General features: G+C 65.9%; 26 protein-coding genes and 1 tRNA gene. 12 read left to right on the forward strand and 15 right to left on the reverse strand.

Annotated elements, in window-relative coordinates:
* The first annotated feature begins 29 nt into the window (after positions 1-29).
* Complete coding sequence (locus DC366_RS04980) at positions 30-905, forward strand: alpha-1,2-fucosyltransferase (RefSeq protein WP_108691092.1); 876 nt, start codon at positions 30-32, stop codon at positions 903-905.
* 75 nt (positions 906-980) lie between these two features.
* Here the strand turns inward: DC366_RS04980 and DC366_RS04985 are convergent, their stop codons facing one another.
* Positions 981-1,742 (reverse strand): alpha/beta fold hydrolase, encoded by a 762-nt coding sequence (locus DC366_RS04985; RefSeq protein ID WP_108691093.1) that lies wholly within the window; start codon positions 1,740-1,742, stop codon positions 981-983.
* Positions 1,743-1,836: 94 nt separating this feature from the next.
* Here DC366_RS04985 and DC366_RS04990 point away from each other — a divergent pair, with 94 nt between their 5' ends.
* Positions 1,837-2,211, forward strand: coding sequence for a hypothetical protein (locus tag DC366_RS04990; RefSeq protein WP_133176172.1), 375 nt, complete (start codon positions 1,837-1,839; stop codon positions 2,209-2,211).
* Positions 2,212-2,267: 56 nt separating this feature from the next.
* Here the strand turns inward: DC366_RS04990 and glyA are convergent, their stop codons facing one another.
* Positions 2,268-3,551, reverse strand: a complete 1,284-nt coding sequence (gene glyA, locus DC366_RS04995) for a serine hydroxymethyltransferase (protein WP_108691095.1) — start codon at positions 3,549-3,551, stop codon at positions 2,268-2,270.
* 174 nt (positions 3,552-3,725) lie between these two features.
* Here glyA and DC366_RS05000 point away from each other — a divergent pair, with 174 nt between their 5' ends.
* The 3 genes from DC366_RS05000 to DC366_RS05010 all read left to right on the forward strand — a co-directional run bounded on the left by DC366_RS05000 (position 3,726) and on the right by DC366_RS05010 (position 5,791).
* On the forward strand, positions 3,726-4,487 hold the full coding sequence (locus tag DC366_RS05000) for an NAD kinase (RefSeq protein ID WP_108691096.1): 762 nt from the start codon (positions 3,726-3,728) through the stop codon (positions 4,485-4,487).
* Between the two features lie 104 nt (positions 4,488-4,591).
* Positions 4,592-4,798, forward strand: coding sequence for a CsbD family protein (locus tag DC366_RS05005; protein WP_108691097.1), 207 nt, complete (start codon positions 4,592-4,594; stop codon positions 4,796-4,798).
* A gap of 375 nt (positions 4,799-5,173) precedes the next feature.
* Complete coding sequence (locus DC366_RS05010) at positions 5,174-5,791, forward strand: Hint domain-containing protein (protein WP_165802847.1); 618 nt, start codon at positions 5,174-5,176, stop codon at positions 5,789-5,791.
* A gap of 27 nt (positions 5,792-5,818) precedes the next feature.
* Here the strand turns inward: DC366_RS05010 and DC366_RS05015 are convergent, their stop codons facing one another.
* From DC366_RS05015 to DC366_RS05025, 3 genes are all read right to left on the reverse strand, one after another.
* Complete coding sequence (locus tag DC366_RS05015; RefSeq protein WP_108691099.1) at positions 5,819-6,454, reverse strand: glutathione S-transferase family protein; 636 nt, start codon at positions 6,452-6,454, stop codon at positions 5,819-5,821.
* A gap of 97 nt (positions 6,455-6,551) precedes the next feature.
* Positions 6,552-6,764 (reverse strand): hypothetical protein, encoded by a 213-nt coding sequence (locus DC366_RS05020; protein ID WP_108691100.1) that lies wholly within the window; start codon positions 6,762-6,764, stop codon positions 6,552-6,554.
* Between the two features lie 100 nt (positions 6,765-6,864).
* The gene (locus DC366_RS05025; RefSeq protein ID WP_108691101.1) at positions 6,865-7,266 is read right to left on the reverse strand and encodes a MerR family transcriptional regulator; all 402 of its coding nucleotides are present in this window, start codon (positions 7,264-7,266) and stop codon (positions 6,865-6,867) included.
* Between the two features lie 196 nt (positions 7,267-7,462).
* Here DC366_RS05025 and DC366_RS05030 point away from each other — a divergent pair, with 196 nt between their 5' ends.
* From DC366_RS05030 to DC366_RS05040, 3 genes are read left to right on the forward strand one after another with little or no spacing between them, the layout of a single operon-like run.
* Positions 7,463-7,897, forward strand: a complete 435-nt coding sequence (locus DC366_RS05030; protein WP_108691102.1) for a PaaI family thioesterase — start codon at positions 7,463-7,465, stop codon at positions 7,895-7,897.
* The gene (locus DC366_RS05035; RefSeq protein WP_108691103.1) at positions 7,894-8,394 is read left to right on the forward strand and encodes a PaaI family thioesterase; all 501 of its coding nucleotides are present in this window, start codon (positions 7,894-7,896) and stop codon (positions 8,392-8,394) included. The genes DC366_RS05030 and DC366_RS05035 overlap by 4 nt, the downstream gene beginning before the upstream one ends.
* Entirely contained in the window at positions 8,387-9,706 is a 1,320-nt protein-coding gene (locus DC366_RS05040; RefSeq protein ID WP_108691104.1) for an MATE family efflux transporter, read from the forward strand. Before DC366_RS05035 ends, DC366_RS05040 begins: the two co-directional genes overlap by 8 nt.
* On the opposite strand, the gene DC366_RS05045 is transcribed toward DC366_RS05040, so the two are convergent.
* From DC366_RS05045 to ygfZ, 5 genes are read right to left on the reverse strand one after another with little or no spacing between them, the layout of a single operon-like run.
* Positions 9,703-11,292 carry an MFS transporter gene (locus tag DC366_RS05045; protein WP_108691105.1) on the reverse strand — a complete coding sequence of 530 codons (1,590 nt, stop codon included), beginning with the start codon at positions 11,290-11,292 and terminating at the stop codon, positions 9,703-9,705. The two genes, DC366_RS05040 and DC366_RS05045, sit on opposite strands and share 4 nt — an antisense overlap.
* A gap of 4 nt (positions 11,293-11,296) precedes the next feature.
* Positions 11,297-11,644, reverse strand: coding sequence for an arsenate reductase (glutaredoxin) (gene arsC / locus DC366_RS05050; protein ID WP_108691106.1), 348 nt, complete (start codon positions 11,642-11,644; stop codon positions 11,297-11,299).
* Positions 11,641-12,699: a quinone-dependent dihydroorotate dehydrogenase gene (locus DC366_RS05055; RefSeq protein ID WP_108691107.1), complete on the reverse strand. Its 1,059-nt coding sequence runs from the start codon at positions 12,697-12,699 to the stop codon at positions 11,641-11,643. Before DC366_RS05055 ends, arsC begins: the two co-directional genes overlap by 4 nt.
* The gene (locus tag DC366_RS05060) at positions 12,696-13,034 is read right to left on the reverse strand and encodes a DUF952 domain-containing protein (RefSeq protein ID WP_108691108.1); all 339 of its coding nucleotides are present in this window, start codon (positions 13,032-13,034) and stop codon (positions 12,696-12,698) included. Before DC366_RS05060 ends, DC366_RS05055 begins: the two co-directional genes overlap by 4 nt.
* Before the next feature lie 42 nt (positions 13,035-13,076).
* The gene (gene ygfZ / locus DC366_RS05065) at positions 13,077-13,808 is read right to left on the reverse strand and encodes a CAF17-like 4Fe-4S cluster assembly/insertion protein YgfZ (RefSeq protein WP_108691109.1); all 732 of its coding nucleotides are present in this window, start codon (positions 13,806-13,808) and stop codon (positions 13,077-13,079) included.
* 68 nt (positions 13,809-13,876) lie between these two features.
* On the opposite strand from ygfZ, the gene DC366_RS05070 reads away from it, so the two are divergent.
* Both DC366_RS05070 and DC366_RS05075 read left to right on the forward strand, forming a co-directional pair.
* Positions 13,877-14,548 (forward strand): TIGR04283 family arsenosugar biosynthesis glycosyltransferase, encoded by a 672-nt coding sequence (locus DC366_RS05070; RefSeq protein WP_108691353.1) that lies wholly within the window; start codon positions 13,877-13,879, stop codon positions 14,546-14,548.
* An 81-nt stretch (positions 14,549-14,629) separates the two neighbouring features.
* Positions 14,630-14,703 (forward strand) — tRNA-Gly (locus DC366_RS05075).
* 108 nt (positions 14,704-14,811) lie between these two features.
* On the opposite strand, the gene DC366_RS05080 is transcribed toward DC366_RS05075, so the two are convergent.
* The 4 genes from DC366_RS05080 to DC366_RS05095 form a co-directional block, all read right to left on the reverse strand.
* On the reverse strand, positions 14,812-15,381 hold the full coding sequence (locus DC366_RS05080; protein WP_108691110.1) for a sarcosine oxidase subunit gamma: 570 nt from the start codon (positions 15,379-15,381) through the stop codon (positions 14,812-14,814).
* Entirely contained in the window at positions 15,374-18,325 is a 2,952-nt protein-coding gene (locus DC366_RS05085) for a sarcosine oxidase subunit alpha family protein (RefSeq protein ID WP_108691111.1), read from the reverse strand. The genes DC366_RS05080 and DC366_RS05085 overlap by 8 nt, the downstream gene beginning before the upstream one ends.
* The gene (locus DC366_RS05090) at positions 18,322-18,609 is read right to left on the reverse strand and encodes a sarcosine oxidase subunit delta (protein ID WP_108691112.1); all 288 of its coding nucleotides are present in this window, start codon (positions 18,607-18,609) and stop codon (positions 18,322-18,324) included. The genes DC366_RS05085 and DC366_RS05090 overlap by 4 nt, the downstream gene beginning before the upstream one ends.
* A gap of 64 nt (positions 18,610-18,673) precedes the next feature.
* Positions 18,674-19,924: a sarcosine oxidase subunit beta family protein gene (locus DC366_RS05095; RefSeq protein WP_108691113.1), complete on the reverse strand. Its 1,251-nt coding sequence runs from the start codon at positions 19,922-19,924 to the stop codon at positions 18,674-18,676.
* Positions 19,925-20,026: 102 nt separating this feature from the next.
* Between DC366_RS05095 and DC366_RS05100 the strand changes: the two genes are divergently transcribed.
* Positions 20,027-20,986, forward strand: a complete 960-nt coding sequence (locus DC366_RS05100; RefSeq protein ID WP_243405043.1) for a GlxA family transcriptional regulator — start codon at positions 20,027-20,029, stop codon at positions 20,984-20,986.
* A gap of 3 nt (positions 20,987-20,989) precedes the next feature.
* Here DC366_RS05100 and dapA read toward each other — a convergent pair whose 3' ends face one another.
* On the reverse strand, positions 20,990-21,865 hold the full coding sequence (gene dapA / locus DC366_RS05105; RefSeq protein WP_108691114.1) for a 4-hydroxy-tetrahydrodipicolinate synthase: 876 nt from the start codon (positions 21,863-21,865) through the stop codon (positions 20,990-20,992).
* Positions 21,866-22,027: 162 nt separating this feature from the next.
* Here dapA and DC366_RS05110 point away from each other — a divergent pair, with 162 nt between their 5' ends.
* Positions 22,028-24,004 (forward strand): lytic transglycosylase domain-containing protein, encoded by a 1,977-nt coding sequence (locus DC366_RS05110; RefSeq protein ID WP_108691115.1) that lies wholly within the window; start codon positions 22,028-22,030, stop codon positions 24,002-24,004.
* Positions 24,005-24,023 lie beyond the last annotated feature (19 nt).

Raw genomic sequence — 24,023 nt, forward strand, 5'->3', positions numbered from 1 at the left:
TCGCGGGAAATCGAGGTTTATTAAAGCTTATGACAACTTTTCATCGAAACCTTCTTAAGGCTCTGAATAGAGTTCTGGCGGATAAAAATCTTGCCGTTATCCGCAATGAAGGAGGCTTGGCAAGTCAAATTGCATTTTGGGCCCTTGGGTATGAGTTCGCTCAATTAGGTTATAAGGTTAAGTTCGACAACTCTTGGTTTAAGGCGAGCGGCTTGGATATAAATGGGCTATTCCCAAGGAACTTTGATTTTCCAAAAGCATTTCCATCCCTGTCGATTGACGAAGCATCAGTCTTTGAAAGATTTATTCTAAAGAAACTTAATAACTTTAGGGAGGGGGATTTGAATGACGTTACTGCACCAGTGTATCTTGGTGGATTTTATGACCGCTGGAAACTGGTCCAAAAGCACCGGGAGCATTTGTATGAAAACTTTTCACCCGACAGTGTCTATTTTTCAGAAAAAGACATCGAAATCTTGGCGCAAATAAAGCGAGATGAAAATTCCTGCGGTGTACATGTTCGTCGAGGGGATCTTGCGAGTGATCATCCAGATTATGGGAAATCTCTACAAGCCGATTACTTTTTGCGCGCTATTGATGAAATTAGAACTAGACGTAAAGACCCATGCTTTTATTTTTTCTCAGATGAGCCGGAGTGGATAAAGTCAAATATTGTCGAAAACTTGGGACCCGAAATTCGTCACGTCGTTGTCGATAGCAATGGTTCAGATCGAGGCTTTATAGACTTGTATCTTATGTCCCGATGCCATTCTTTTATCAGCTCGCAGGGGGCTTATGGAAAATATGCCAGGATATTAGGGGATCCATCCCGCCTAATTATTGAACCAAGCTCTCAGGCTCTTTTTGATAAAGACGATGCAAATGTCATTGTGTTGGAAGTCTAAGGTCAGGGCACATATCGATCATACTCAAAAGAACGTGAGCTTAATGCTATCAGCATCCGGCGAACCCCGCGCAACTCATATCCTCTCCAACCACCCCTTCACCACATCCACAAACGCCCGCGGCTCCTCGGCGTGCAGCCAATGGCCTGCGCCCTTAAGCGCAGCGAACCGGGCCTCGGGAAAGAGTGGCCGGATCACCTCGCGGTGTTCGGGCTGGACGTAGTCCGATGCCTCGCCGGTCAGGAACAGGGCAGGGCGCTCGAACTGGCCCTGCAGGTCGGGGAAGCCCATGATCTGCGGCATCGCGTCCGCCAGCACGTCGAGGTTCAGGCGCCAGCGCCGCTCGGCCACGTCCAGCGATTGCAAGAAGAACGGCACCAGCGCCGGATCGTCCACCAGCGGCTCCAGCAGGGCGGCGGCGTCGGAGCGTTTTTCGATGCCCGACAGATCGACCCGCCGCATGGCGTCGAGATATTTCAACTGGCTGTGCCCGTAGCTGACCGGCGCGATGTCGGCGACGATCAGGCGGTTCACCAGGTCGGGCTGGGTCAGCGCAAGCGTCATCGCCGCCTTGCCGCCCATCGAGTGGCCCAGCACATCGACGGGGCCATCGAGCGTCGCGCGCACCTCGGCCAGGTCGGCGGCCAGATCGGGGTAGCTGTGCGTATCATGCCACGCGCTCATCCCGTGATTGCGCAGATCAACGGCGACGACGCGGCGCGTGTCCGACAGGCGGCGCGCAATCACGCCCCAGTTGCGGGCCGAGCCGTAAAGGCCGTGCGCGATCAGCAGGGTGGGGGCGTCCGTGCGCTCCCCGTGGTCGATCATATTCAACATGGCTGCATGAATAGCGCGCCCATGCCGCGCGTTCCAGTGCCATTGAGCCCGGCGGGCAGCGCGGCTAGTGTCCCGCGACAATATGGGGCGCAAGATGATTGATCCGGTGACATTTCAGCAAGACATCGACGCGGTGCAGACCAAGCTGCGCATCCGTCTGGGCGCGCGCGGCAAGACGCTGGCGCGCAGTTTGCGGCGGGCCGGGCGCGCCCTGCCGAAACCGGCGCGGCAGGCGGGCGGGCGGCTGGTGCAGATGCAGGCCATGGTGGTCCACCCGCGGCTGCGCCGTCTGGTGACGCGCGCGCAGGTGGACGGCGCGCTGGCCGAGCTCAGCGCGCCGCTGAACGTGATCAACGTCAAGGAGCGGCGCAAGGACCGGCTGTTGGGGTTTGCGGCGAGCGTGGTATTCGGGCTGATGGTGCTGGGCGCGGGGATTGTGGCGCTGATGCGCTGGCGCGGCCTGCTGTAGAGCGCGAAACGGCGCCGCTGTTTCCAGTGGCGCCGCATTCCGTGCAGGTTATCGGGTCAGAGGTTGGGGTAAAGCGGGAAGCGTTCGCACATTTGTGCAACTTCCTTGCGCACCTTCGCCTCGACATCCGCGTTCCCGTCGGCGCCGTTCGCGGCCAGCCCATCGACCAGCTCGACGATCCAGTCACCGATCTGGCGGAACTCGTCCTCCTTGAAGCCGCGCGTGGTGCCCGCCGGGCTGCCCAGACGCAGGCCGCTGGTGACGGTCGGCTTTTCGGGGTCGAACGGCACGCCGTTCTTGTTGCAGGTGATGTGCGCGCGGCCCAGCGAGGCGTCAGCGATGTTGCCTGTCACCTTCTTGGGGCGCAGATCGACCAGCATCAGATGCGTGTCGGTGCCGTCGGTCACGATGTCCAGACCGCCCTTTTTCAGCTGATCGGCCAGCGCCTGCGCGTTCTTGATGACCTGCTGGATATAACCCTTGAACTCGGGGCGCAGCGCCTCGCCGAAGGCGACGGCCTTGCCCGCGATGACGTGCATGAGCGGGCCGCCCTGAATGCCGGGGAAGATGGCCGAGTTGAACTTCTTGGCCAGCGCCTCGTCATTGGTCAGGATCATGCCGCCGCGGGGGCCGCGCAACGTCTTGTGCGTGGTGGTTGTGGCGACATGCGAATGCGGGAAGGGCGAGGGGTATTCGCCCGCCGCGATCAGGCCTGCGAAGTGGGCCACGTCGGCCAGAACGTAGGCGCCGACCATATCGGCAATCTCGCGGATGCGCTTGAAATCCAGCTGGCGCGGGATGGCGCTGCCGCCGGCGATGATCATCTTGGGTTTATGTTCCTTGGCGAGCGCTTCCATCTGGTCGTAATCGACGTCCAGCGTATCGCGGCGCACGCCGTACTGAATGGCGTTGAACCACTTGCCCGACTGGTTGGGCGCGGCGCCGTGGGTCAGATGGCCGCCTGCGTCGAGGCTCATCCCAAGGATGGTGTCGCCGGGTTGCAGCAGGGCGGTGAACACGCCCTGGTTGGCCTGCGATCCCGAATTGGGCTGAACGTTGGCGAAATCGCAACCGAACAGCTTGCAGGCCCGCTCGATCGCCAGATTTTCGGCGACATCGACGAACTGGCAGCCACCATAATAGCGACGGCCCGGATAGCCTTCGGCGTATTTGTTGGTCATGACCGAGCCCTGCGCCTCCATCACGGCGGCCGAGACGATGTTCTCGGATGCGATCAGCTCGATCTCGCTGCGCTGGCGGCCAAGTTCATTGGTGATCGAGTCGAACACCGCAGCGTCGCGGCTGGACAAGGATTCAGTGAAAAAACCGGAGTCGGACATGGGGTGGCTCCCTCGTTGCAATGACGTTGCGGCATGTGGTAGCGGAAACATTCTTGCAATGTAAGCCGGAAATGCGACAAATCCGTGCGTCCATGCGGCAGCGCTGGCGCCGCCTTGCGTTCTGTGTTGTCATTACCCCTTGTTCAGGATCAGCAAAGCGGGGCCGCCTAAAAAATGAGCAGGAAGATTGCCGTTCTGGCCAGTGACGCCCCCAGCGCGCAGGCCGCGCAGTCCGCTTTGGTGCGTCGTTACGGCACGGTGCCCGAAGACGGCGCCGACGTGATCGTGGCGCTCGGCGGCGATGGTTTCATGCTGTATACATTGCACCGCACGCAAGGGCTGGATGTGCCGGTTTACGGGATGAACCGCGGCACTGTCGGTTTTTTGATGAACGAATACAGCGAAGCGGGCCTGATGGAGCGGCTGGACGAGGCATGCGAGGAGGTGATCAACCCGCTGTGCATGCGCGCCGAATCCGCCGATGGCAAGCAGCACAACGCGCTGGCCATCAACGAGGTGTCGCTGCTGCGCGCGGGCCCGCAGGCGGCGCAGCTGAAAATCACCGTCGATGGCCATGTCCGGCTGGAGGAGCTGTCCTGCGACGGCGCGCTGCTGTGCACGCCCGCCGGATCGACCGCTTATAATTACAGCGCCCATGGCCCGATCCTGCCGATCGGGTCCGACGTTCTGGCATTGACCGCCGTCGCCGCTTTCCGGCCGCGGCGCTGGCGCGGTGCGCTGCTGCCCAAGGCCGCGACGGTGCGCTTCGACATTTGCGAGCCCAAGAAGCGCCCGGTCATGGCCGTGGCCGACAGCACTTCGGTCGCCGATGTGCTGTGGGTCGAGATCTGGTCAGAGCCCAGTATCGGCCATCGCATCCTCTTCGATCCCGGTCACGGGCTGGAAGAGCGGCTTTTGCGCGAACAGTTCGTCTGAATTTGCGCCTGCGTGGAACCACGCGGCCCGTCGCCAGTTGAGGATGCAGACGGGGCCGCACGCCGCGCGTCCCGCAAGATTTACAACAAGTCAGGAGCGCAAAAATGAACTGGGATACCATCAAAGGCAACTGGAAGCAGCTGACAGGCGAAGCAAAATCGCAGTGGGGCGAGCTTACCGACGACGACGTGAAGCAGGCCGAAGGCGACCGCGAAAAGCTGGTCGGCAAGATCCAGGAACGCTACGGCGTGGCCAAGGACGAAGCCGAGCGTCAGGTCGACGAATTTGCGGCCCGCGTGGACCGCAAGTAACGCTGGCAAGGCCCACGCACAGGGCCTCAGAGTGCAGTCATGATCAAGGGCGGTTCCCGAAAGGGGCCGCCTTTTTCGTCGTGATGTGGGCCAAGGAGTATTTGGGCCAAGTTGAACGGCACATCCTCCGCCCGAACACGCGAATCACTTTAGCGAGAGCAGACGTTATCTGCGGGTGATGTGGTGAAGGGCGCGCCGGACTGTAGCCGCCGGCGGTCCAATCGCGTGCCAGACACCGCGGCTGTTTCGAGGCCGGGCATAATGTCTCGATTGTGCCGCAATCGTGGCCGCAAAGCGCCGAAAATCCGAACAAAATTGAAACCATGTAGCGAGCGCCGGGCTGCCATCGGCGCGATATCATCGGAGGGGATGGAGATGTTCGATTGGTTGGAGTTGGCGGCTGCCGCGCGCGCCGCGCAGACACCCGCAAGGCTGGGTGTGGGGCAGACGGGGTTGATCGGTGCGGTGCGCGTTGCTAGCACGGCGGGCTGGCGCAGTGCGTGCTCGATCGTGCCGGGTGACAAGGTGTTGACCTTCGACTGCGGCATGCAGCCGGTCGCGCAGGTGCATTCGATGCCGCTGTGGCAGGAAGGTTCGCAATGCCCTGTCAACCTGTGGCCGGTCGAGGTGCCTGCCGGGGCGCTGGGCAATCGTGATCTGATGTATCTTGCCGCCGATCAGGCCGTTCTGATCGAAAGCGACGTGGCCGAGGATCTGACGGGCGATCCCTTTGCGCTGATCCCGGCGCGCAGTCTGGATGGCGTGCGCGGGATGTGCCGCGTGCCGCCGCCTGCGCAGGCCGAGGTGACGATCCTGCAATTCGAGTCCGAGCAGATCGTCTTTGCCAATAGCGGCGCGATGTTCCACTGCCCCTCCGTCACCGAGGATCTGATCGACGCGGGCAACACGCCGGCGGGCTACGATGTGCTGGACATGGAGCGGGCGCGCCTTATCGCCCAGGCGCTCGATACGCCATCCGGCGCGGCCGCCTGAAGGCAAGCGTTTAACGCCGGGGCGCCGTCACGCACGGTCGGACGGGTTCCCCGGCATCAGATCATAGGGATGCTGCCAGCCGGGCAGCCCTTCGATCGCGGCAAGCCAGCGGTCGATCTGCGGCCAGTCGGCACGCGCAAATCCGAACGGCTCGGGATAGAAAAGATATCCGCAACAGCTGAAATCGGCGTTGGTGGGGGCGTCGCCGACAATCCAGTCGCGCGCCGCCAGATGCCGGTCCAGCGTTTCATACGCCGCGCGCAGCCGCCCTTGGGCAAAGGCGATGACATCGGCGTTGCGTTTCTCCTCGGGCAGGAAGTTCATCAGGAAACGCGTCATGCCGGCCTGACTGCTCAGCTTGTGATTGTCCCACAGCACCCAGCGCAGGATTTCGCGCGCCTGCGCCGCATCGCGCCCGCCGAACTTGCCGGACTTGTCGCTGACATGCATCTGGATGATGCCCGATTGCGTCACGACCTCGCCATCATCCACCAGCACCGGAACCTCGCCCATCGGGTTCAATTCGCGAAACGCGTCGGTGCGCGTCTCGCCGCCGAAGAAATCGACATGGACCGGCGTCCAGTCCAGCCCGCTCAGATGCAGGGGGAGCGCCGCCTTGTAGGCGTTGCCGCTTTCGCCCATGCAGTAAAGCTTCATGGTCATGTGGGGGCTCCTGATTTCGCGCGGCGGCGCGGTGCGTATTTATGACAAGACGAAGATTGCTTCATCTTTGTCAGAAATACTCATTCTTGCAAATCGGCTATCGCTTGCGCGCGTCCAGTTCGGAATTGAACAGGCGAAGCCGGTGGCTGAACGTGTCCTCGTCGATGACGCTGTCGAAGTTTTCAAAAAGAAATGACAGCGCCTCGCCCTCATCCAGCCCTGCCTCCTGCGCAAGGCGGCGCAGGCGGCGATAACCGTCTTCGGTCATCGCGGCGTTGAAGCGCCGGGTCAGTCGGAAACGTTTGGGCATTGGCGGGCTCCTGCTCGGGCAGCGGCGGCGCAAGATGCGCCGCAATCGGCCCGACTATACCGCAGCGCGGGCGCGCGTCACGCCGAAGCGGCGCATTTTTTCACTCGGCCGCGTGGGCGGTCGCGTCCCGCTGCTCCAGAAGGCGCGCGACACATTCGATCTGTTCGCGCAGGTCGCCGATGGCCTCGTCCAGCTCGTCGCGCTGGCGGATCATCTCGACCAGCCGTTCGCCGGCCAGCTCGCGGGTGCGCACCAGTTGGGCGTGCTGCGTGTCGTCGGCGTCATAAAGGTCCAGCAGCTGGCGGATCTCCTCCAGCGAAAATCCGAACCGCTTGCCGCGCAGGATCAGCTTGAGCCGCGCGCGGTCACGCCGTGTAAACAGCCGTTTCTGGCCTTGCCGGATGGGGGCCAGCAGTTCCTTCGACTCGTAAAAGCGCAAGGTGCGCGGGGTCACCTCGAACGCATCGCACATTTGCCGAATCGTCATCGTCTCGCCGGTCATGTCGAACCTGTCTGTCTGATCTGGGGTGTGCCTCTGAGATAAGGGGCGGCGTCCCGGATGCAAGCGCACGGCGGGCGCGTGTGGGCGCAGCGGTTTCAACTTTGCGTGACCGCCGCGCGCTGCTTGCGGGTTGCGTCCCCGCCGGGCTGCCACGATACTTGCGGGCAAGGCGCAGATTTCATTCGGAAGATCCGGCATGACCAGCAACAGCGACAGCGATGCCAGCAACGCTGCCAAGGATTTCTTCGCGGCGCTGCCACATGCGGCCGCACTGGGCATCGTGCCCGAGAAGATCGCGGGCGGGCACGCCGCCATGTCGATGCCCTGGGCCGAGCGTCTGGTCGGCGATCCGGCAAGCGGCGTGGTGCATGGCGGGGCGGTCAGCGCGCTGATGGACACCTGCTGCGGCGCGGCGGCGATGAGCCATGGCCAGGCGGGCGGCGGCGCGGCGACGCTGGGCCTGCGGATCGACTACATGCGCCCGGCCACCCCCGGCCAGACGATCCGGGCCGAGGCGACATGCCATCACGTCACGCGCACTGTCGCCTTCGTGCGCGCGGTGGCGGTGGATGACGACGCGGGGCGCCCGGTGGCGACGGCGACGGGCACCTTTACCGTGGCCGCGCCATGACCGGCGGGCGTCCCGAGCCGCTTCAGGTGGTCAAGCAGCGCCGGGACGAGACGCTCGCCGCGCTGGTCGGCGGCGTGCCCTATATCCGCTTTCTCGGCGCCCGGTTCGAGCGGCGCGGGGACGAGCTGACGGCCGTCCTGCCCTACACCGACGCGCTGATCGGCAACCCGCTGCTGCCCGCGCTGCATGGCGGTGCGACTGCGGCATTCCTGGAGATGACGGCGATCATCAATCTGGGTTGGGCGGTGCTGTGGCCGCGGATCGAGGGCGGCGCGCCGGTGCCCGAGGCGGGCGCGCTGCCCGCGCTGCCAAAGACGATCGATTTCACCATCGACTACCTGCGCACCGGCCTGCCGCGCGATGCCTACGCGCGGGCGCGCATCACGCGCATCGGGCGGCGTTATGCCTCTGTCACGGCCGAGGCGTGGCAGGACAACCGCAGCCGTCCCATCGCGCAGGCGGCGGGCCATTTCCTGATGCCGCCGCGCGATGAGTGAGGCCGCGCCCGTCCGTCTGACGCATCGGCGGGTCCTTCGCATCGCGTGGCCCATCGTGCTGTCCAACGCAACCGTGCCGCTGCTGGGGATCGTCGATACCGGCGTGATCGGCCAGTTGGGGCAGGCGGCGCCCATCGGCGCGGTGGGCGTCGGCGCCGTGATCCTGACGGCGATTTACTGGATCTTCGGCTTCCTGCGCATGGGCACCAGCGGGTTGACCGCGCAGGCACGCGGCGCCGGGGATCGCGCCGAGGTGGCGGCGATGCTGACGCGCTCGCTGCTGATCGGGGCCTTGGGCGGTGTTCTGGTCCTGCTTTTGCACGTGCCGCTATTCGCGGGCGCCTTCGCCATCGCCCCGGCCAGTGCCGAGGTCGAGCGGCTGGCGCAGGACTACATGACGATCCGCGTCTGGAGCGCGCCCGCGATGATCGCCCTTTTCGGCATGACCGGCTGGCTGATCGCAATGGAGCGGACGGGCGCCGTGCTGGTGATCCAGCTGGTGATGAACGGGCTGAACATCGCGCTGAACCTGTGGTTCGTGCTCGGCCTCGATCTGGGTGTGAGCGGCGTTGCGTGGGCCAGCTTTGCCGCCGAATGGGCGGGGCTCGCCGTCGCATTCTATCTCTGTCGCGATGCGTTCCGCGTGCCGGAGTGGCGCGACTGGACGCTGATCTTCGACCGGGTCCGGCTGTGGCAGATCGCGTCGGTCAACACCGATATCCTGATCCGCTCGGCCCTGCTGGAGGTGGTGATGCTGTCCTTCATTTTTCTAGGGGCCGATCTGGGCGATGTCACGCTGGCCGCGAACCAGGTGCTGGTGCAGTTCCTGCATGTCAGTTCCTACATGATGGACGGCTTCGCCTTCGCCGCCGAGGCGCTGGTGGGGCAGGCCGTGGGCGCGCGGGCGGCGGGCGCGGTGCGGCGCGCGTCCATCCTGACCAGCCAATGGGGCGTGGGCGCGGGGATCGTCCTGGCGCTGTGCTTTGCGCTGTTCGGCGGCGCGGCAATCGATGCGCTGGCCGCCTCCGAAGCGGTCCGCGCGGCGGGCCGGGAATACCTGCCATGGATGGTGGCGGCGCCGATCTTCGGCGCGGCGGCGTGGATGCTGGACGGCATCTTCATCGGCGCGACGCGCACGCGCGACATGCGCAACATGATGATCGTGTCGCTTGCGGTCTATGGCGCGGCGCTGGTCCCGCTGGTCCCGCTCTTGGGCAATCACGGTCTCTGGGCGGCGTTGCTGGTGGCGTTTGCCGTGCGCGGCATCACGCTGGGCCTGCGCTATCCGGCGCTGGAGCGGGCGGCGGGTTAGTCCGTGGTGCGCAGGCGCGAGGTTTGCACGATGGCGATGGTGGCCAGCGGCAGCGCCACGGTCAGCACTCCCACCACGATCAGCAGGATGCCAAGCTGGCTGTAATCGGCGGGAATCAGCACCGCGCCTGTCTCGCGATCCGTCACCTCGCGGGTGACGATGAACAGCTGGTTCAGGTATTTTGTCCCCAGCGCCGAGGCCGACAGCGCAAGATTCGTGAATGATGCCATCACGGCAAAGAATGTCGCCTTCAGATCGCTGGGCGCATTGCGCGCGATCCACGCCAGCATCGGGATGAGGGCAATCTGGCTCAGCGGGCTTTCGGCGGCGGTGTCCAGCACGGCGATGAAACGCGCATCCAGGATGCCGAAGGTCAGCGGTGCGGTGATGTTCTGGATCCCGTAGTAAAGCGCGATGTTCGGCAGCGCCAGCACCCCCGCAATCAGCGTCAGCGTCAGGTAGACGCGCGTCAGCCTGCGCTGCGCCATGTAGGGCCGCAGCACCAGCATCGCGGCCAGCGTCAGGGTCGAGGCGATCAGTCCCAGAACCGACAGGAACTGCGCGTCGAATTTCAGCCCGTCGATGACGAACCACGTGGCGCCGGGGCCGGGCAGGGGCACCGCGCGAAAGACGAAAACGATCAGCGCCGTGCCAAACAGCATCCGCGCCTGCGCCGGGCTGATGGCGCGGGTGAGCTGGCGCATGAGCAGCAGGACGATCGTCATCGACCCGGCAAAGACGATCTCCTGCGCGAAAGGCACATCCAGCAGGCCGACCGTCAGCGACAATGCGACGAAGGCGCCGCCGCCGATGAAATACCACGGGTTCGGCCTGGTTTTCGCGCGCTCCGGCTCGGTCGCGCCGCTGCGGCGCCGCTGCCATGCCGCCAGCGCGACGCCCGATACCGACAGCGCGGGCACGATCATCGCGATGGCATAGATGCGCGCATAGACCTCGGCCTTTGCCTCCTGCGGCAGGGCCTCGGCGCCTTCAAAGGCGACGATGTTGATCGCCGCAACGATCAGCGTGCCGCCGATCAGCGCGATGCGCCCCAGCGTCTGCATGGTGGTGTGAAGCGCGCGCAAGGTTTCCTCGTCCAGCGGCGCGCCGGAGCCGTCATGCGTCGGCACCGCCTCGACCGACATGGCGTCGGCCACCGCGTCTTGCAGGACCAGACCGCAGGGCATCAGCAGCACGGCGGTGACATACCATGCCGGGATCGGCAGGATGCTGGCCATCGCGTCGGGCGCCGTGATCAGCAGATACATGATGCCAAGGCTGCCCAGCAGCAGCGCCGCGCCCAGCCAGACCAGCGCGCCCTTCCAGCGCCAGATTATGTCCACCAGATGCCCCAGCGGCATCTTCAGCGCCCAGGGCAAGCCCGCCCAGAACCCCAGCCCGGCAAGGAACGCCGCCGAGAGCCCCAGATATTCCTTGACGAAAAACGTGCCGACGATGCCGGTGATGGTCGAGATGCCATAGGCGAGGTAGACCATCAGCGGCGGCAGGTAGGACCAGCGCATCTGCCGCGCCAGATCGAACACGGTCGCGTCGATCCAGGCTTGGATGCGGCGGGCCGCGTTCATCTGGTCAGATGTCCAGCAGGGCCAGCACCGCCTCCGGCGGGCGGCCGAGGACGGCGCGCGTGGCGGTCAGCGCAAGGGGCCGCTCGATCAGCTTCGGCTGGGCCGCCATGGCGGCGAAAAGCGCATCGTCGCTGTCATCCTTGCGCAGTCCCATCTCGCCGAACGCCGCCTCGCCGGTCCGCATCATGGCGATGACCGGACCGCCCAGCAGGGCGTGCGCCGCGCGCAGCTCGGCCTCGCTCGGCGCGTCTTCCAGATAGCGGCGCACCGTCACATCGGCGCCGCGCCCCTCTAGCAGAGCCAGTGCTGCGCGCGATTTCGAGCATCGCGGATTGTGCCAAAGCGTGATCACAGCCAATCCTCGCGCCCCGTGCCGACCGCTTGCGCCACATTGGCGAACCCGTCCGCCTCCAGCAGCCGCTCCAGCCCGCGCGCGATGCGCGGCACCAGCGGCAGGCCCTCGTAAACCAGCGCCGAGTAGAGTTGAACCGCGCCGGCGCCTGCGCGGATCTTGGCATAGGCTTCCTCGGGCGAGCCGATGCCGCCGACGCCGATCAGGGGCATTTTGCCGTCCGTCAGTTGCGACAGCCGCGCCAGAACGCGGGTGGATTTGTCAAACAGCGGCGCGCCCGACAGCCCGCCTGCCTCACCGCTTGCGGGCGATGTCAGGCCGCCGCGATCCAGCGTCGTGTTGGTCGCGATGATCCCGGCAAGGTTTGCACCTTGCGCAACCTCGGCGATCTCGCCCAAGGCAGCATCGTCCAGATCAGGCGCGATTTTCAGAAACACCGGGATGGGCCGCTCCAGCCAATCGCGCGCTTCCATCACGCCGGCCAAAAGCGCGCGCAGGGCATCGCCGCCTTGCAGGTCGCGCAGCTTTTCGGTGTTGGGGCTGGAGACGTTGACGGTGGCGAAATCCAGATGTCGGCCGCAATGGGCAAGGACGCGGGCGAAATCCTCGGCGCGGTCGTCGCTGTCCTTGTTGGCGCCAAGGTTCAGGCCGATCACCGCGTCCTCGGGCCTCTGCTCCAGACGCTCCGCCGCCACCTCCATCCCCTCGTTGTTGAAGCCGAAGCGGTTGATCACGCCGCGATCCTCGGTCAGCCTGAAAAGGCGCGGGCGCGGGTTGCCGGGCTGCGCGCGCGGCGTCACGGCGCCGACCTCGATCATGCCGAAGCCCGCGCGCGCCAGCGGTGCCAGCGCCTCGGCGTTCTTGTCGAACCCGGCGGCCAGCCCGACGGGATTGTCCAGCCGCAGCCCCGCCACCTTGCAGGCCAGACGCGGCGATGTGATGCGTCCCGGCAGCGGCACCAGCCCGGCGCGCAGGGCCCGCAGGGCCAGCCCATGCGCGCGCTCCGGATCCATCCGGTGCAAAAGGCCAAGGCCGATGCGGTTCAGCGTGCTCATTCGGCGTCCTGCGGAAAGTGGTGCACACCGTCCTTCAGCGGCAGGGGCTGTGCCCAGGCCACGTCATCCAGCCGCAACTCCCGGTAAAGATGCGGGAAAAGCGCGCCGCCGCGCGACGGCTCCCACCGCAGATCATCGCCGAGGGGGGCGGCCTCGACGCCGAGCAGCATCAAATCGTCCTCCCCGGCGAAATGCTTGGCCGCTGTTTCCGCGGCCTGCCCGATCGTCGAGAAATGGATATAGCCATCGGCCACATCCACGGGCGCGCCGGCGGTCGTGCCAGCGGCGCGCAAGGCGTCCCATTCGGGCTTGCGAAATATCTTGTAGATCATCATGGCATCCGTGATGCCGTGCGGCGCGGGCCGGGTCAAGCGCGGTCACTGCGGTGCGTATGTCACCTGCGCCGGCCCCGCCTGCATCGGACCTTCGGCCCGGTCAAACCGCAGATAAGCGATGCCGCGCCCGCCCGCCTGGGTATAGAGCGTGCCCGCCGCCTTGCCGCCCGCGGTAATCTCGCTGCCGACAGGCGCCGCGCCCTCCACCTCGACGGTGGCAAGACCCTTGCGCAGCGCCGTCTTGTGCTTCATCCGCGCGGTCACCTCCTGTCCCACATAGCAGCCCTTGCGGAAATCCACGCCGTTCAGACGCTCGAATCCCGCCTCCAGAATGAAGGTGTCGGGCGTCAGCTCGATCCCCGTTTCGGGGATGCAATGGTTCACGCGCAGCGCGTCCCAATCGGTGCCGTCATCGCCCTCCTCCGCACCGTAAAGCCGCCAGCCCATCGCCGGATGGCGCGGATCGGCGAGCGCGCCCTCCGGCGCGGGGCTGGTGCCGCGGCGCAGCTTCAGATCCGTGGCGGCGATCTGCACATCGGCGCGCAGCTTGTACATCGTCAGCCGCTGAACCAGCCCCGGTGCCAGCGTCTCGGCCACGTCGATATGCAGCGCGCCGCCACGCTCGAACACGAAGAAATCCGCCAGGTATTTGCCCTGCGGCGTCAGCATCGCGGTATAGACAAGGCCATGCTCCAGCTTGGCCAGGTCATTCGTGATCAGCCCCTGGAGAAAGCCGCGCGCGTCGCTGCCGGTGATCTGGTGAATGGATCGCATGACTGATACCTCCCTTTGGCTCGTCCCTGTCATATAGGATGGCGGCGTGCGAGCAACAGGGGGGCGCGATGCGCGCAAGGCTATCCGTGATCGTGCCGGTGCTGGACGCCGAAGAGCCGCTGCCTGCGTTGCTGCAGGGGCTGATGGCTGGGGTCGAGGCCGGTTTGATCCGCGAACTGATCCTGACGGACGGCGGATCGCGCGACGGCACGCGGCGAATCGCCGAGGCGGCCGGCGCGATCTGGGTTACTGGCCCGGCCTCGCGCGGGGGGCAGTTGCGGCGCGGGGTGGCGGCGGCAGGGGGCGCATGGCTGTTGGTCCTGCACGCCGATACCGTGCTGCCGGAAGGCTGGGTGCAGGCCGCGCTTGCGCAGATGGCAGACGGGCGGCCGGGCTATTTCCGGCTGTCCTTCGATGCGCGCGGGGCGGCGCCCTGGGTCGTTGCCGCGTGGGCCAACCTGCGCGCGCGGCTCTTCCGCCTGCCATATGGCGATCAGGGCTTGCTGATTTCGCGCGCCGAATATGACGCGGCGGGCGGGTATCCCGACATTCCGCTGATGGAGGATGTCGCGCTGGCCCGCCGTCTTGGGCGGCGCCTGCGCATGATGCCGCTGGCGGTCCAAAGCAGCGCGGCGCGCTACCTGCGGGATGGCTGGCTGCGCCGCGGCGCGCGCAACCTGTGGCTGCTTGCGCGCTACCTGATGGGGGCCGATCCCGACGCCTTGCGCAAACGGTATTGAGGGCGCGCCGCGAAAATTCGCAGAATTTTCTTCGCCCGCTTGCCTAGGGCCGCGCAGCGCGGTAACAGTGCAGCTGCCCGAGCGGGCGTTGTGTAATGGTAAGACCTCAGCCTTCCAAGCTGATGATACGGGTTCGATTCCCGTCGCCCGCTCCAGGAATCCCCCTCGGTGCAGCACTCTTTTATCTCAAATGCCCCATCGCGCGCCGGAGACGGAAAAAGGCCCGGACACGGCCGGGCCTTTCCACATCGAATCGGCGATGCTCAGCTGACGTTCTTTGCGGACAATTCCACTGCATGCAGGAACGATTTGGCCGAGGAACTGGCCGATAGCAGCAGGTAGGTATCCTCGCCGGTGCGCGCGACGATGGCGCCCATATGCTCCATCACCGTCCGCGCGATCGCGTTCACGGCGAACGCATCGGGGTGCAGGTCCACCGGACAGATCCGCTCCAGCGCGCGGCGCGCACCGGCGCCGGAGATTTCCAGCGCGCACCAGCCATCGGTCTGGTCGGTGGTGTAGGCCGCGCCGTTCAGCTTGGCGGCGATCTGCGGCTCGGCGTCGGGCGTGGCGCTGGGAAACAGAACGAATGCCTGATCGGGCGCCAGCCGCATGATCGCGGTGGATTTGTCCTTGGCCACGGCGGACATGCCGATCTCGGGCAGGGCGATGCCGAAGGCGGTCTTGATCGCCGCCTTTGCCGCGTCCTCGGCGCCCAAGGGCAGGGCGATGGACACGATGGCCAGATCCTTGGGCGCCTTCAGCGCGATGTCGCCAAAGCTGCGGTCATACCCGGCCAGCGGCGGGGCGGCGGTGAGGGTGAAATCAGGCACGCAGGCGCTCTCCTTCGGGGTCGATGAAGTGGGCCGAGACGATCTCGACCTCCATCTCGGTGTCGTGGACGGGGCTGACGGCGCGGACGATCTCGCCCATGCGGGTATCCCCGGATTTGATGAAGCCAAGGCCGACCGAATGATCAAGGCTCGGCGACCAGGCCACGGACGTCATCCAGCCCTGATCGTTGGCCATCGTCGCCTCATCCCCCTTGTTGATGAAATGCGATCCGGCGATCAGTTTCTGGCTGCGGTCCACCGGGCGGAAGCCGACCAGCTTCTCGGCATCCTCGCGCATCATTTCGGGCCGCTGCGACAGGGTCCAGCCGATGCAGTCCTTCTTGGAGCTGACCATGCGGCCCATCCCCAGCATATGCGCCGTGGTGCGCCCGTCCAGCTCGTTACCCGCCGCGTGGCCCTTTTCGATGCGCATGACGCCCAAGGCTTCGGTGCCATAGGGGCAGGCGCCGAACTCCTCGCCCGCCTTCATCAGCGCCTCCATCATGGAGTTGCCATAGCGCGCGGGCACGGCGACCTCGTAGGCCAGCTCGCCCGAGAACGAGATGCGGAAAAGCCGCGCGGGCGTGCCGCCGCAAACCGTGACCTCGCCGCAGGCCATGAAGGGGAAGCCCTCGTTCGACATGTCCTGGCTGTCCGCATCGACGATCTTTTCCAGCAGCTTGCGCGCGTTCGGGCCGGCAACGGCGAACTGCGCCCAGGCGTCGGTGGTCGAGATCAGGTGCACGTCCATGTCGGGGAACAGGCACTGGCGCACGAATTCCATCCGGCGGAACACCAGCACCGCGTTGGCGGTGGTCGTGGTCATCACGAAGTGGTTCTCGCCCATGCGCGCGGTGGTGCCGTCATCATAGCAAATGCCGTCCTCGCGCAGCATGATGCCATAGCGCACGCGTCCCACCGCCAGCTTGGCAAAGCCGTTGGCGTAGACCTTGTTCAGGAACTCGGCCGCGTCCTTGCCCTGGATGTCGATCTTGCCCAGCGTGGTGACGTCGCAGATGCCGACGGACTGGCGCGTGTTCAGCACCTCGCGGTCGACGGAATCGCGCCAGCCTTTTTCATTGCCCTTGACGAACCACTGCGCGCGCAGCCAGTTGCCGACCTCGACGAATGTCGCGCCGTGCGCCTTGGCCCATTCGTGGCTGGGCGTCAGGCGGTAGGGGCGGAAATCGGTGCCTCGCGCGCGGCCTGCCAGGGCGCCGATGGGGATCGGCGTGTAGGGCGGGCGGAAGATGGTCGTGCCCGTCTCGGGGATCGTCTTGCCGGTGCATTCGGCCATGATGGCCAGCGCCGGAATGTTCGACGTCTTGCCCTGATCGGTGGCCATGCCGGTGGTCGTGTAGCGCTTGAGATGCTCGACCGAGCGGAAGCCCTCCTGATGCGACAGTTTGACGTCCTTGACGGTCACATCGTTCTGGAAATCGACCCAGGCGCGTTTCTTGCCCGAGGGGATGTGCCATTTCGGCGCGCCCTCATATGCCTCGTCCTCGGCCTTGGGGGCGGCTTTGCGCGAGACGGTAAAGCCCAGATCCTTGATCTGCGCATTGGCGGCCTTGCGCCCCTCGTCCAGCGCGGCGGCAAGCGTGAGGTTGCCATTGGCGGCCCCGGCCACAACCATGCCCTGCGGCAGATCCTTGCCCGGCACGAAGGCCGACAGATCCTCGTTCCAGACGGGGCGGCCGCGCTGGTGACAGGTCAGGTGGACGGTGGGGTTCCAGCCGCCGGACACGGCCAGGCAGTCGACGTCGATCATTTGCCCGTCGGTCAGCGTGATCCGCTTGAGCGCGAGGCGCCCGGCGGTATCCACGACGCCGGCACCGCGCACATGGCGCGCGCCCTTGACGTCGCAGACGGCGGGACGGTCGCGGGTGTCGATGATCGCGGCGATCTCGACGCCCTTCGCGGCCAGATCCTGCGCGGTGCGCCAGCCGTCATCGTTGTTGGTCAGCACCGCGACGCGCTTGCCCGGCGCCACGCCGAAGCGGTTCACATAGGTGCGCACGGCGCTGGCCATCATGATGCCGGGGCGGTCGTTGTTGCCAAAGGCGATGGGCCGCTCGGTCGCGCCGGCGGCCAGCACGGCGCGTTTCGAGTAGATGCGCCAGAGCACCTGGCGCGGCTTGCCGCCCGAGCCGGGCAGATGGTCGGTGCACCGCTCCAGCGCGCCATAGACGCCGTGATCATACGCACCATAGACCGACGTGCGCGTCATCAGGCGCACATTGTCCATCGCGGCCAGCTCGGCCACCGCCTGCGCGGCCCAGTCGGCACCGGCCATGCCATCGACTTCGAGCGTTTCGGAATTGAGCCGCCCGCCGGGGGCGAAATCCTCGTCCGCGAGGATGACGCGCGCGCCGCTGCGCGCGCCCGCCAGTGCGGCGGCAAGGCCGGAGGGGCCCGCGCCGATCACCAGAAGATCGCAGTGCAAAAAGCCCTTGTCATAGGTATCGGGATCGTCCTGCATCGACAGCCGCCCGAGGCCGGCAGAGGCGCGGATGATCGGCTCGTACACCTTTTCCCAGAACGCGGCGGGCCACATGAAGGTCTTGTAATAGAAACCCGCGGCCAGGAAGGGCGAGGCGAGGTCCGTCACCGCCATCAGATCGAATTCCAGCGATCCGCGATGGTTCTGGCTGGTCGCGGTCAGACCGTCGAAAAGCTCGGTCATGGTGGCGCGGGTGTTGGGCTCCTGCGCCGCGCCGCTGCGCAGCTGCACCAGCGCGTTCGGCTCTTCGGAGCCCGCGGTCAGGATGCCGCGCGGGCGGTGATACTTGAACGAGCGGCCGACCAGCACCTGACCGTTGGCCAGCAGCGCCGAGGCGAGCGTGTCGCCTGCGTAGCCCGTCATCGACTTGCCGTTGAAGGTGAAATCGAGCGACTTGGAGCGATCGACGAGACCGCCCTTGATCCGGTTGACCTGGCTCATTTGCTGCGCCCCCTTGCGCGGGCCACATCGCGGGCCAGTTCGACTGCGGTGATCTCATGGGTGAGGGTGTCGCGCGTGACCACCAGCCAGCTGCGATCGCCCTGTTCGTGATACCAAAGCTCCTGCATCGGCCCGGCGATATTGTCGCGGATATAGCCGTAATCGTGATACGCATCGGCGGCATCCTCGGCCTGCCAGTCGGGGCGGTCGATCAGGCATGCGTCGCCCAGATAGATGAATTCCGCAGCGTCGCGCGGGCCGAGAAGGGGGTGGTCGATGATCATGCGAGGCACCTTTCGTGTGGTGTCGGAATCTGAGTATTTTCACCAAGATGAAGCATGGCGGCGCTCAATGCAGGTTGGGCTGGTTGCCCTGACCTTTTTCGTCGATCATGTGGCCGCGCTTGAACCGGTCGAGGCGCATTTCCGCGGCGACGGGGTGGGGCGTGTCCTTGGCGATCAGATGCGCATAGCACCAGCCCGAGCCGGGCGTCGCCTTGAAACCGCCGTAGCACCAGCCGCCGTTGAAATAGAGCCCGTCGATATGCGTCTTGTCGATATAGGGCGAGCCGTCCATCGACATGTCCATCACGCCGCCCCAACTGCGCAGAAGGCGCGCGCGTCCGATGATGGGCATGATCGCCATGCCGCCCTCGGCCACGTCCTCGACCACGGGCAGGTTGCCGCGCTGGGCGTAGGAGTTGTAGCCGTCCAGATCGCCGCCGAAGACGAGGCCGCCCTTGTCGGACTGGCTGACATAGAAATGGCCCGCGCCGAAGGTGATGACGCCGGGGAGGACCGGTTTCAGCCCCTCTGTGACGAAGGCTTGCAGCACGTGGGATTCGATGGGCAGGCGCATCCCGGCGGTCGCGGCGACGCGGCTGGAAGAGCCGGCGACGCACATGGCGACCTTCTTGGCGCGGATCGGGCCGCGCGATGTCTGAACGCCGCGGCAGACGCCGTTTTCGATGTCAAACCCGGTGACTTCGCAATTCTGGATGATGTCGACGCCGCGGCTGTCGGCGCCGCGCGCATAGCCCCATGCGACCGCGTCATGGCGCACCGTGCCGCCGCGCCGCTGAAACAGACCCCCCTTGATCGGGAAGCGGGCATTGTCGAAATCGAGGAAGGGCAGTTCGGCGCGCAGCTGATCGGCCGTCGCATATTCTGCATCGGCGCCCGCGAGGAACATCGCATTGCCGCGCCGGATGAACGCATCGCGCTGCGCGTCGGAGTGCAGAAGGTTCAGGATCGACCGCTGGCTGACCATCGCGTTGTAGTTGAAATCCTGCTCCAGCCCTTCCCACAGCTTCAGCGACAGCTCGTAGAACGGCTCGTTGCCGGGCAGCAGATAGTTGGAGCGGATGATCGTCGTGTTGCGGCCCACGTTGCCGCTGCCGATCCAGCCCTTTTCAAGGACGGCGACATTGGTGATGCCGTGTTCCTTGGCCAGGTAATAGGCGGTGGCAAGGCCATGGCCGCCGCCGCCGATGATGATGACATCATACTCGGCTTTCGGCTCTGGCTCGCGCCAGACGGGCTTCCAACCCTTGTTGCCGGTCAGGCCCTCTTTGAGGATGCGGAGTGCGGAATAGCGCATGGGAAGATCCCCCGAATTTTGCTGAGTTGCGGCCACCATATCGAGTTGACCACTTTACACTTGCTTCAAAGTGACGTTTTCATGTCTGGAATGGACAAGCGCATGGATCATGGCACGGGCCGCCCTGCCGGGGCCGCAAGAATCGGGATCCTGCCGATCGCCGATTTTGCCGTGATGTCCTATGCCGCCACGGTCGAGCCGTTGCGCGCGGCGAACCTGCTGGCGGATCGCCCGCTTTACGAGATCATTCACCTTGCGGCGGATGACGCGCCGGTGCGCAGCTCGGGCGCCGCCGCGGTGCCGCCCGATGCGCGCGTCGGCGATGCGCTGAGGCTGGACATGCTGTTCGTGATCGCGGGCGGCGACATCAGCGATTTCAGCGATCCGCCGCTCTATCGCTGGCTGGCGCGGCTGGCGCGCGAGGGCGTGCAGCTGGGCGGGGTGTCGGGCGGACCGGTCATCCTGGCGCGTGCGGGGCTGATGGCGGGGCGGCGCATGACGCTGCATTGGGAATATGCCGAGGCGCTGGCCGAGATGTCGCCCGATCTGGCGGTCGAGCGGACGCTTTACGTGATCGACCGGGACCGCATGACCTGCGCGGGCGGCACCGCGCCGCTGGACATGATGCATGCGCTGATCGCGCGGCAACACGGGCCCATCTTCGCGCGGCGCGTCAGCGACTGGTTCATGCATACCGACATCCGCCCGCCCATCGGCCCGCAGCGCGCCGGTCTTGCGCAGCGCGTGGGCAGCCATACGCCCGCCGTGCTGGATGCGGTCGAGGCGATGGAGAGCCATGTCGCCGATCCGCTGGACCTGAACCAGCTTGCGAGCATTGCGGGCGTGTCCGCGCGGCAGCTGAACCGGCTTTTCGCCGATCAGCTGGGCCAGCCCGCCATGCGCTATTACCGCGCGCTGCGGCTGGACCGCGCGCGCAGCCTTCTGCGCAATTCGGCCCTGCCGCTGACGCAGATCGCGCTGGCGACGGGATTTGCCAATTCATCGCATTTCAGCCGCGCCTATTCGGAGCAGTTCGGGCAGGCGCCCTCGCGCTATCGGTAGCGGTCAGTCCAGCAGCCCGGCATGCTGCATCGCCGCCTTGACCAGCGCCTTGGTGCCATCGGTCAGCGGCACCAGCGGCGAGCGGACATCGGCGCTGCACCGGCCCAGAAGCGACAGCGCGTATTTCACGCCGACCAGCCCCGGCTCGGTAAAGATGGCGTGATGCAGCGGCATCAGCCGGTCCTGGATCTTGAGCGCCTCGGCGTAATCGCCCTTGAGGCAGGCGGCCTGAAGCTGCGCGGACAGCTTCGGCGCGACGTTGGCGGTGACGGAAATGCAGCCAACCCCGCCTTGGGCGTTGAAGCCGTGGGCGGTGGCATCCTCGCCCGAGATCTGGATGAAATCCGGCCCGCAGGTGATGCGCTGCGCGCAGACGCGGGCCAGATCGCCGGTGGCGTCCTTGACCCCGACGATGCGCGGCAGTTTGGCCAATTCGCCCATCGTCGCGGGCGACATGTCCACCGCCGAGCGGCCGGGAATGTTGTAGATGACGATCGGCAGATCGCAGCTGTCATGGGCGGCGGTGAAATGCGCGATCAGCCCGGCCTGCGTCGGCTTGTTGTAATAGGGCGTGACGACCAGCGCGGCATCGGCGCCGACCTTGTGGGCGTGCTGCATGAACTCCACCGTTTCGGCGGTGTTGTTGCTGCCTGCGCCCGCGATCACGGGGATGCGGCCCCGGACCACGCGCACGACCTCTTCGACGACGGCCTTGTGCTCGGTATGGGTCAGCGTGGGCGATTCGCCCGTGGTGCCGACCGGCACCAGACCATCGCTGCCCTGTTCGATATGCCACTCGATCAGTTTGCCCAGCGTATCGAAGTCCACTTCGCCGTTTTTCAGGGGCGTGACCAGGGCCGGAAGGGATCCTTTGATCATCACGTGAACTCCAATTCTTGTCGCGGGGCGTCATCGCCCGGTTGTGGGGCGCACATTGTGGCAAGGCGGCGTCCGCTGCCCTATATGGGCCGGGTGGACGGCGCTTTGGCGCGCGCTTAGGCTGGGGCCGTCTATCCTTTGCAATGACGGGAAATGCAAGCCATGTTGCGTCCTCTTTTCGCCGCCTTGCTGCTGTTCAGCGGCGCTTTGCCTGCGTTTTCCCAAGGCCCCGAGCGCATCCTGCCGCCCCGGCCGCTGGCGTCGGCGCTCGATGCGGGGGCCGCCGGGCGATGGGCGCGCGCCGCCGCGCTGGCCGAGCGCGACGGGCCGGTGGCCGGCGCGCTGGTCGAATGGGCGCGCCTGCGCTCGGGGCGCGGCACGGCGGAGGAGGTGCTGGCGTTTCTTGCGGCATATCCGCATTGGCCGGGGCTGGACCGGCTGCGCATGCAATCGCTGGAGGCGCTGGAGGACGCCAGCGACGCCGAGATCCTGGCCTTTTACAAGGGCGCCGCGCCGGAGACGGGCGCGGGCGTGTTGCGCCACGCCGAGGCGCTCAAAAACGCGAACCGGCTGGGCGAGGCCGAAATCGGCATCGTCGAGGCGTGGCTGACCTTCGATCTGAGCACCGAGGAGCATACCGCGTTCCTTAACGCCTGGGGCCGTTTGCTGGAGCCGCATCACGATGCGCGCATGGACATGACGCTGTGGCGCGGGCTGCGCGATTCCGCCCTGATGCTGCCGCTGGTCAGCGATGACATGCGCGCGCGCGCCGACATCCGCCTGATGGCCCGCGACGGGCGCCGCGGGATCGAGGAAAAGGTGGCGGGCCTGCCCGAAGAGATGCAGCGCGATGCGGGCATCGCGCATATGCTGTTCGAGCTTTATATCAGTCAGGACAAGGCCGAAAAGGCGATGGACCTCATGCAACGCCAGAGCCGTATCGAGGGCGGGCTGGGCGAGGCGTGGCGCTGGGCCGGGTGGCGGCGCAGCTTTGCCCGCCGGATGATGCGGAAGGGCGACTATGCCCGCGCCTACGATCTGGCCGCGCATCACCAGCTGGTCGATGGCTCGGCCTATGCGGATCTGGAATGGTTGTCGGGGTATCTTGCCCTGCGCTTCATGAACGACCCGGCGCTGGCGCTGGATCATTTCCAGCGGCTGCGCGCGGCGGTCGGCAGCCCCATTTCGATGGGGCGCGCGGGCTATTGGATCGGCCGCGCGCAGGAGGCGCTAGGCGATCCCGAGGCGGCACAGATCGCCTATGCGCAAGGGGCCGAGGAGCAGACCAGCTTTTACGGGCTGCTGGCCGCCGAAAAGGCCGGTCTGCCCGCCGATCCGGGCCTGGCCGGAACCGAGGAATTCGCGCCCTGGCGGCAGGCCGAATTTGCCCAGGGCGATCTGTTTCGCGCGGCGATGCTGCTGGCCGCGTCGGGGCAGCTGACCTATGCCGAATGGTTCATTACCACGCTGGCCGATACGCTGGAGCGCCCCGATCTGGGCAGCCTCGGCGCCGCGCTGGGCGATCTGGGCCAGCCGCATCTGCAGGTCATGCTGGGCAAGGCGGCGGCGCAGCGCGGGATCGTGCTGCCGGCCGCCTATTACGCGCTGCACCCGATGCGCGCGCTGGATCTGCCGGTGCCGATGGAAATGGCCCTCGCCATTGCCCGCCGCGAGAGCGAGTTCGATCATCTCGTGGCCAGCGGCGCGGGCGCGCTGGGCCTGATGCAGGTGCTGCCGGGCACCGCCAGCGACGTGGCGCGCGATCTGGGCATTGCCTATGATCGCAGCGCGGTTCTGACGGACTGGAGATATAATGCGCAGCTTGGCGCGACCTATCTGGCGCAGATGTCGCAGCGCTTCGGCGGCAATGTGGTGATGATCTCGGCGGCCTATAACGCCGGCCCCGCCCGCCCGCCGCGCTGGATATCCGAGCAGGGCGATCCGCGCAGCGGCGTGGGGATGGGCGCGCTCGACGTGATCGACTGGATCGAGTTCATTCCCTTCGACGAGACGCGCAATTACGTCCAGCGCGTTGCCGAAAGCCTGCCGGTCTACCGGGCGCGCCTTGGCAAGGCGCCCCACCCGGTGCCCTTCAGCGAGGAATTGACCGGCGCCACGATCCCCGCCTCCCTGAACTGACGCGCGCAGACCGGGCTGC

Source organism: Pelagivirga sediminicola (assembly GCF_003072125.1).
Classification (GTDB): domain Bacteria; phylum Pseudomonadota; class Alphaproteobacteria; order Rhodobacterales; family Rhodobacteraceae; genus Roseovarius; species Roseovarius sediminicola.

Bases quoted from the DNA above. Each gene is read 5' to 3' on its own strand.
- DC366_RS04980 (WP_108691092.1), top strand. From the start codon at position 30: ATGACAACTTTTCATCGAAACCTTCTTAAGGCTCTGAATAGAGTTCTG.
- ygfZ (WP_108691109.1), bottom strand. From the start codon at position 13,808: ATGCGATCCATTCACCAGATCACCGGCAGCGACGCGCGCGGCTTTCTC.
- DC366_RS05070 (WP_108691353.1), top strand. From the start codon at position 13,877: ATGCGCGCAAGGCTATCCGTGATCGTGCCGGTGCTGGACGCCGAAGAG.
- DC366_RS05055 (WP_108691107.1), bottom strand. From the start codon at position 12,699: ATGAGCACGCTGAACCGCATCGGCCTTGGCCTTTTGCACCGGATGGAT.
- DC366_RS05025 (WP_108691101.1), bottom strand. From the start codon at position 7,266: ATGACCGGCGAGACGATGACGATTCGGCAAATGTGCGATGCGTTCGAG.
- DC366_RS05000 (WP_108691096.1), top strand. From the start codon at position 3,726: ATGAGCAGGAAGATTGCCGTTCTGGCCAGTGACGCCCCCAGCGCGCAG.
- DC366_RS05030 (WP_108691102.1), top strand. From the start codon at position 7,463: ATGACCAGCAACAGCGACAGCGATGCCAGCAACGCTGCCAAGGATTTC.
- DC366_RS04985 (WP_108691093.1), bottom strand. From the start codon at position 1,742: ATGTTGAATATGATCGACCACGGGGAGCGCACGGACGCCCCCACCCTG.
- DC366_RS04990 (WP_133176172.1), top strand. From the start codon at position 1,837: ATGATTGATCCGGTGACATTTCAGCAAGACATCGACGCGGTGCAGACC.
- DC366_RS05085 (WP_108691111.1), bottom strand. From the start codon at position 18,325: ATGAGCCAGGTCAACCGGATCAAGGGCGGTCTCGTCGATCGCTCCAAG.
- DC366_RS05035 (WP_108691103.1), top strand. From the start codon at position 7,894: ATGACCGGCGGGCGTCCCGAGCCGCTTCAGGTGGTCAAGCAGCGCCGG.
- DC366_RS05020 (WP_108691100.1), bottom strand. From the start codon at position 6,764: ATGCCCAAACGTTTCCGACTGACCCGGCGCTTCAACGCCGCGATGACC.
- DC366_RS05100 (WP_243405043.1), top strand. From the start codon at position 20,027: ATGGATCATGGCACGGGCCGCCCTGCCGGGGCCGCAAGAATCGGGATC.
- DC366_RS05110 (WP_108691115.1), top strand. From the start codon at position 22,028: ATGTTGCGTCCTCTTTTCGCCGCCTTGCTGCTGTTCAGCGGCGCTTTG.
- DC366_RS05095 (WP_108691113.1), bottom strand. From the start codon at position 19,924: ATGCGCTATTCCGCACTCCGCATCCTCAAAGAGGGCCTGACCGGCAAC.
- DC366_RS05005 (WP_108691097.1), top strand. From the start codon at position 4,592: ATGAACTGGGATACCATCAAAGGCAACTGGAAGCAGCTGACAGGCGAA.
- DC366_RS05040 (WP_108691104.1), top strand. From the start codon at position 8,387: ATGAGTGAGGCCGCGCCCGTCCGTCTGACGCATCGGCGGGTCCTTCGC.
- dapA (WP_108691114.1), bottom strand. From the start codon at position 21,865: ATGATCAAAGGATCCCTTCCGGCCCTGGTCACGCCCCTGAAAAACGGC.
- DC366_RS05045 (WP_108691105.1), bottom strand. From the start codon at position 11,292: ATGAACGCGGCCCGCCGCATCCAAGCCTGGATCGACGCGACCGTGTTC.
- DC366_RS05015 (WP_108691099.1), bottom strand. From the start codon at position 6,454: ATGACCATGAAGCTTTACTGCATGGGCGAAAGCGGCAACGCCTACAAG.
- DC366_RS05010 (WP_165802847.1), top strand. From the start codon at position 5,174: ATGTTCGATTGGTTGGAGTTGGCGGCTGCCGCGCGCGCCGCGCAGACA.
- glyA (WP_108691095.1), bottom strand. From the start codon at position 3,551: ATGTCCGACTCCGGTTTTTTCACTGAATCCTTGTCCAGCCGCGACGCT.
- DC366_RS05090 (WP_108691112.1), bottom strand. From the start codon at position 18,609: ATGATCATCGACCACCCCCTTCTCGGCCCGCGCGACGCTGCGGAATTC.
- DC366_RS05060 (WP_108691108.1), bottom strand. From the start codon at position 13,034: ATGATGATCTACAAGATATTTCGCAAGCCCGAATGGGACGCCTTGCGC.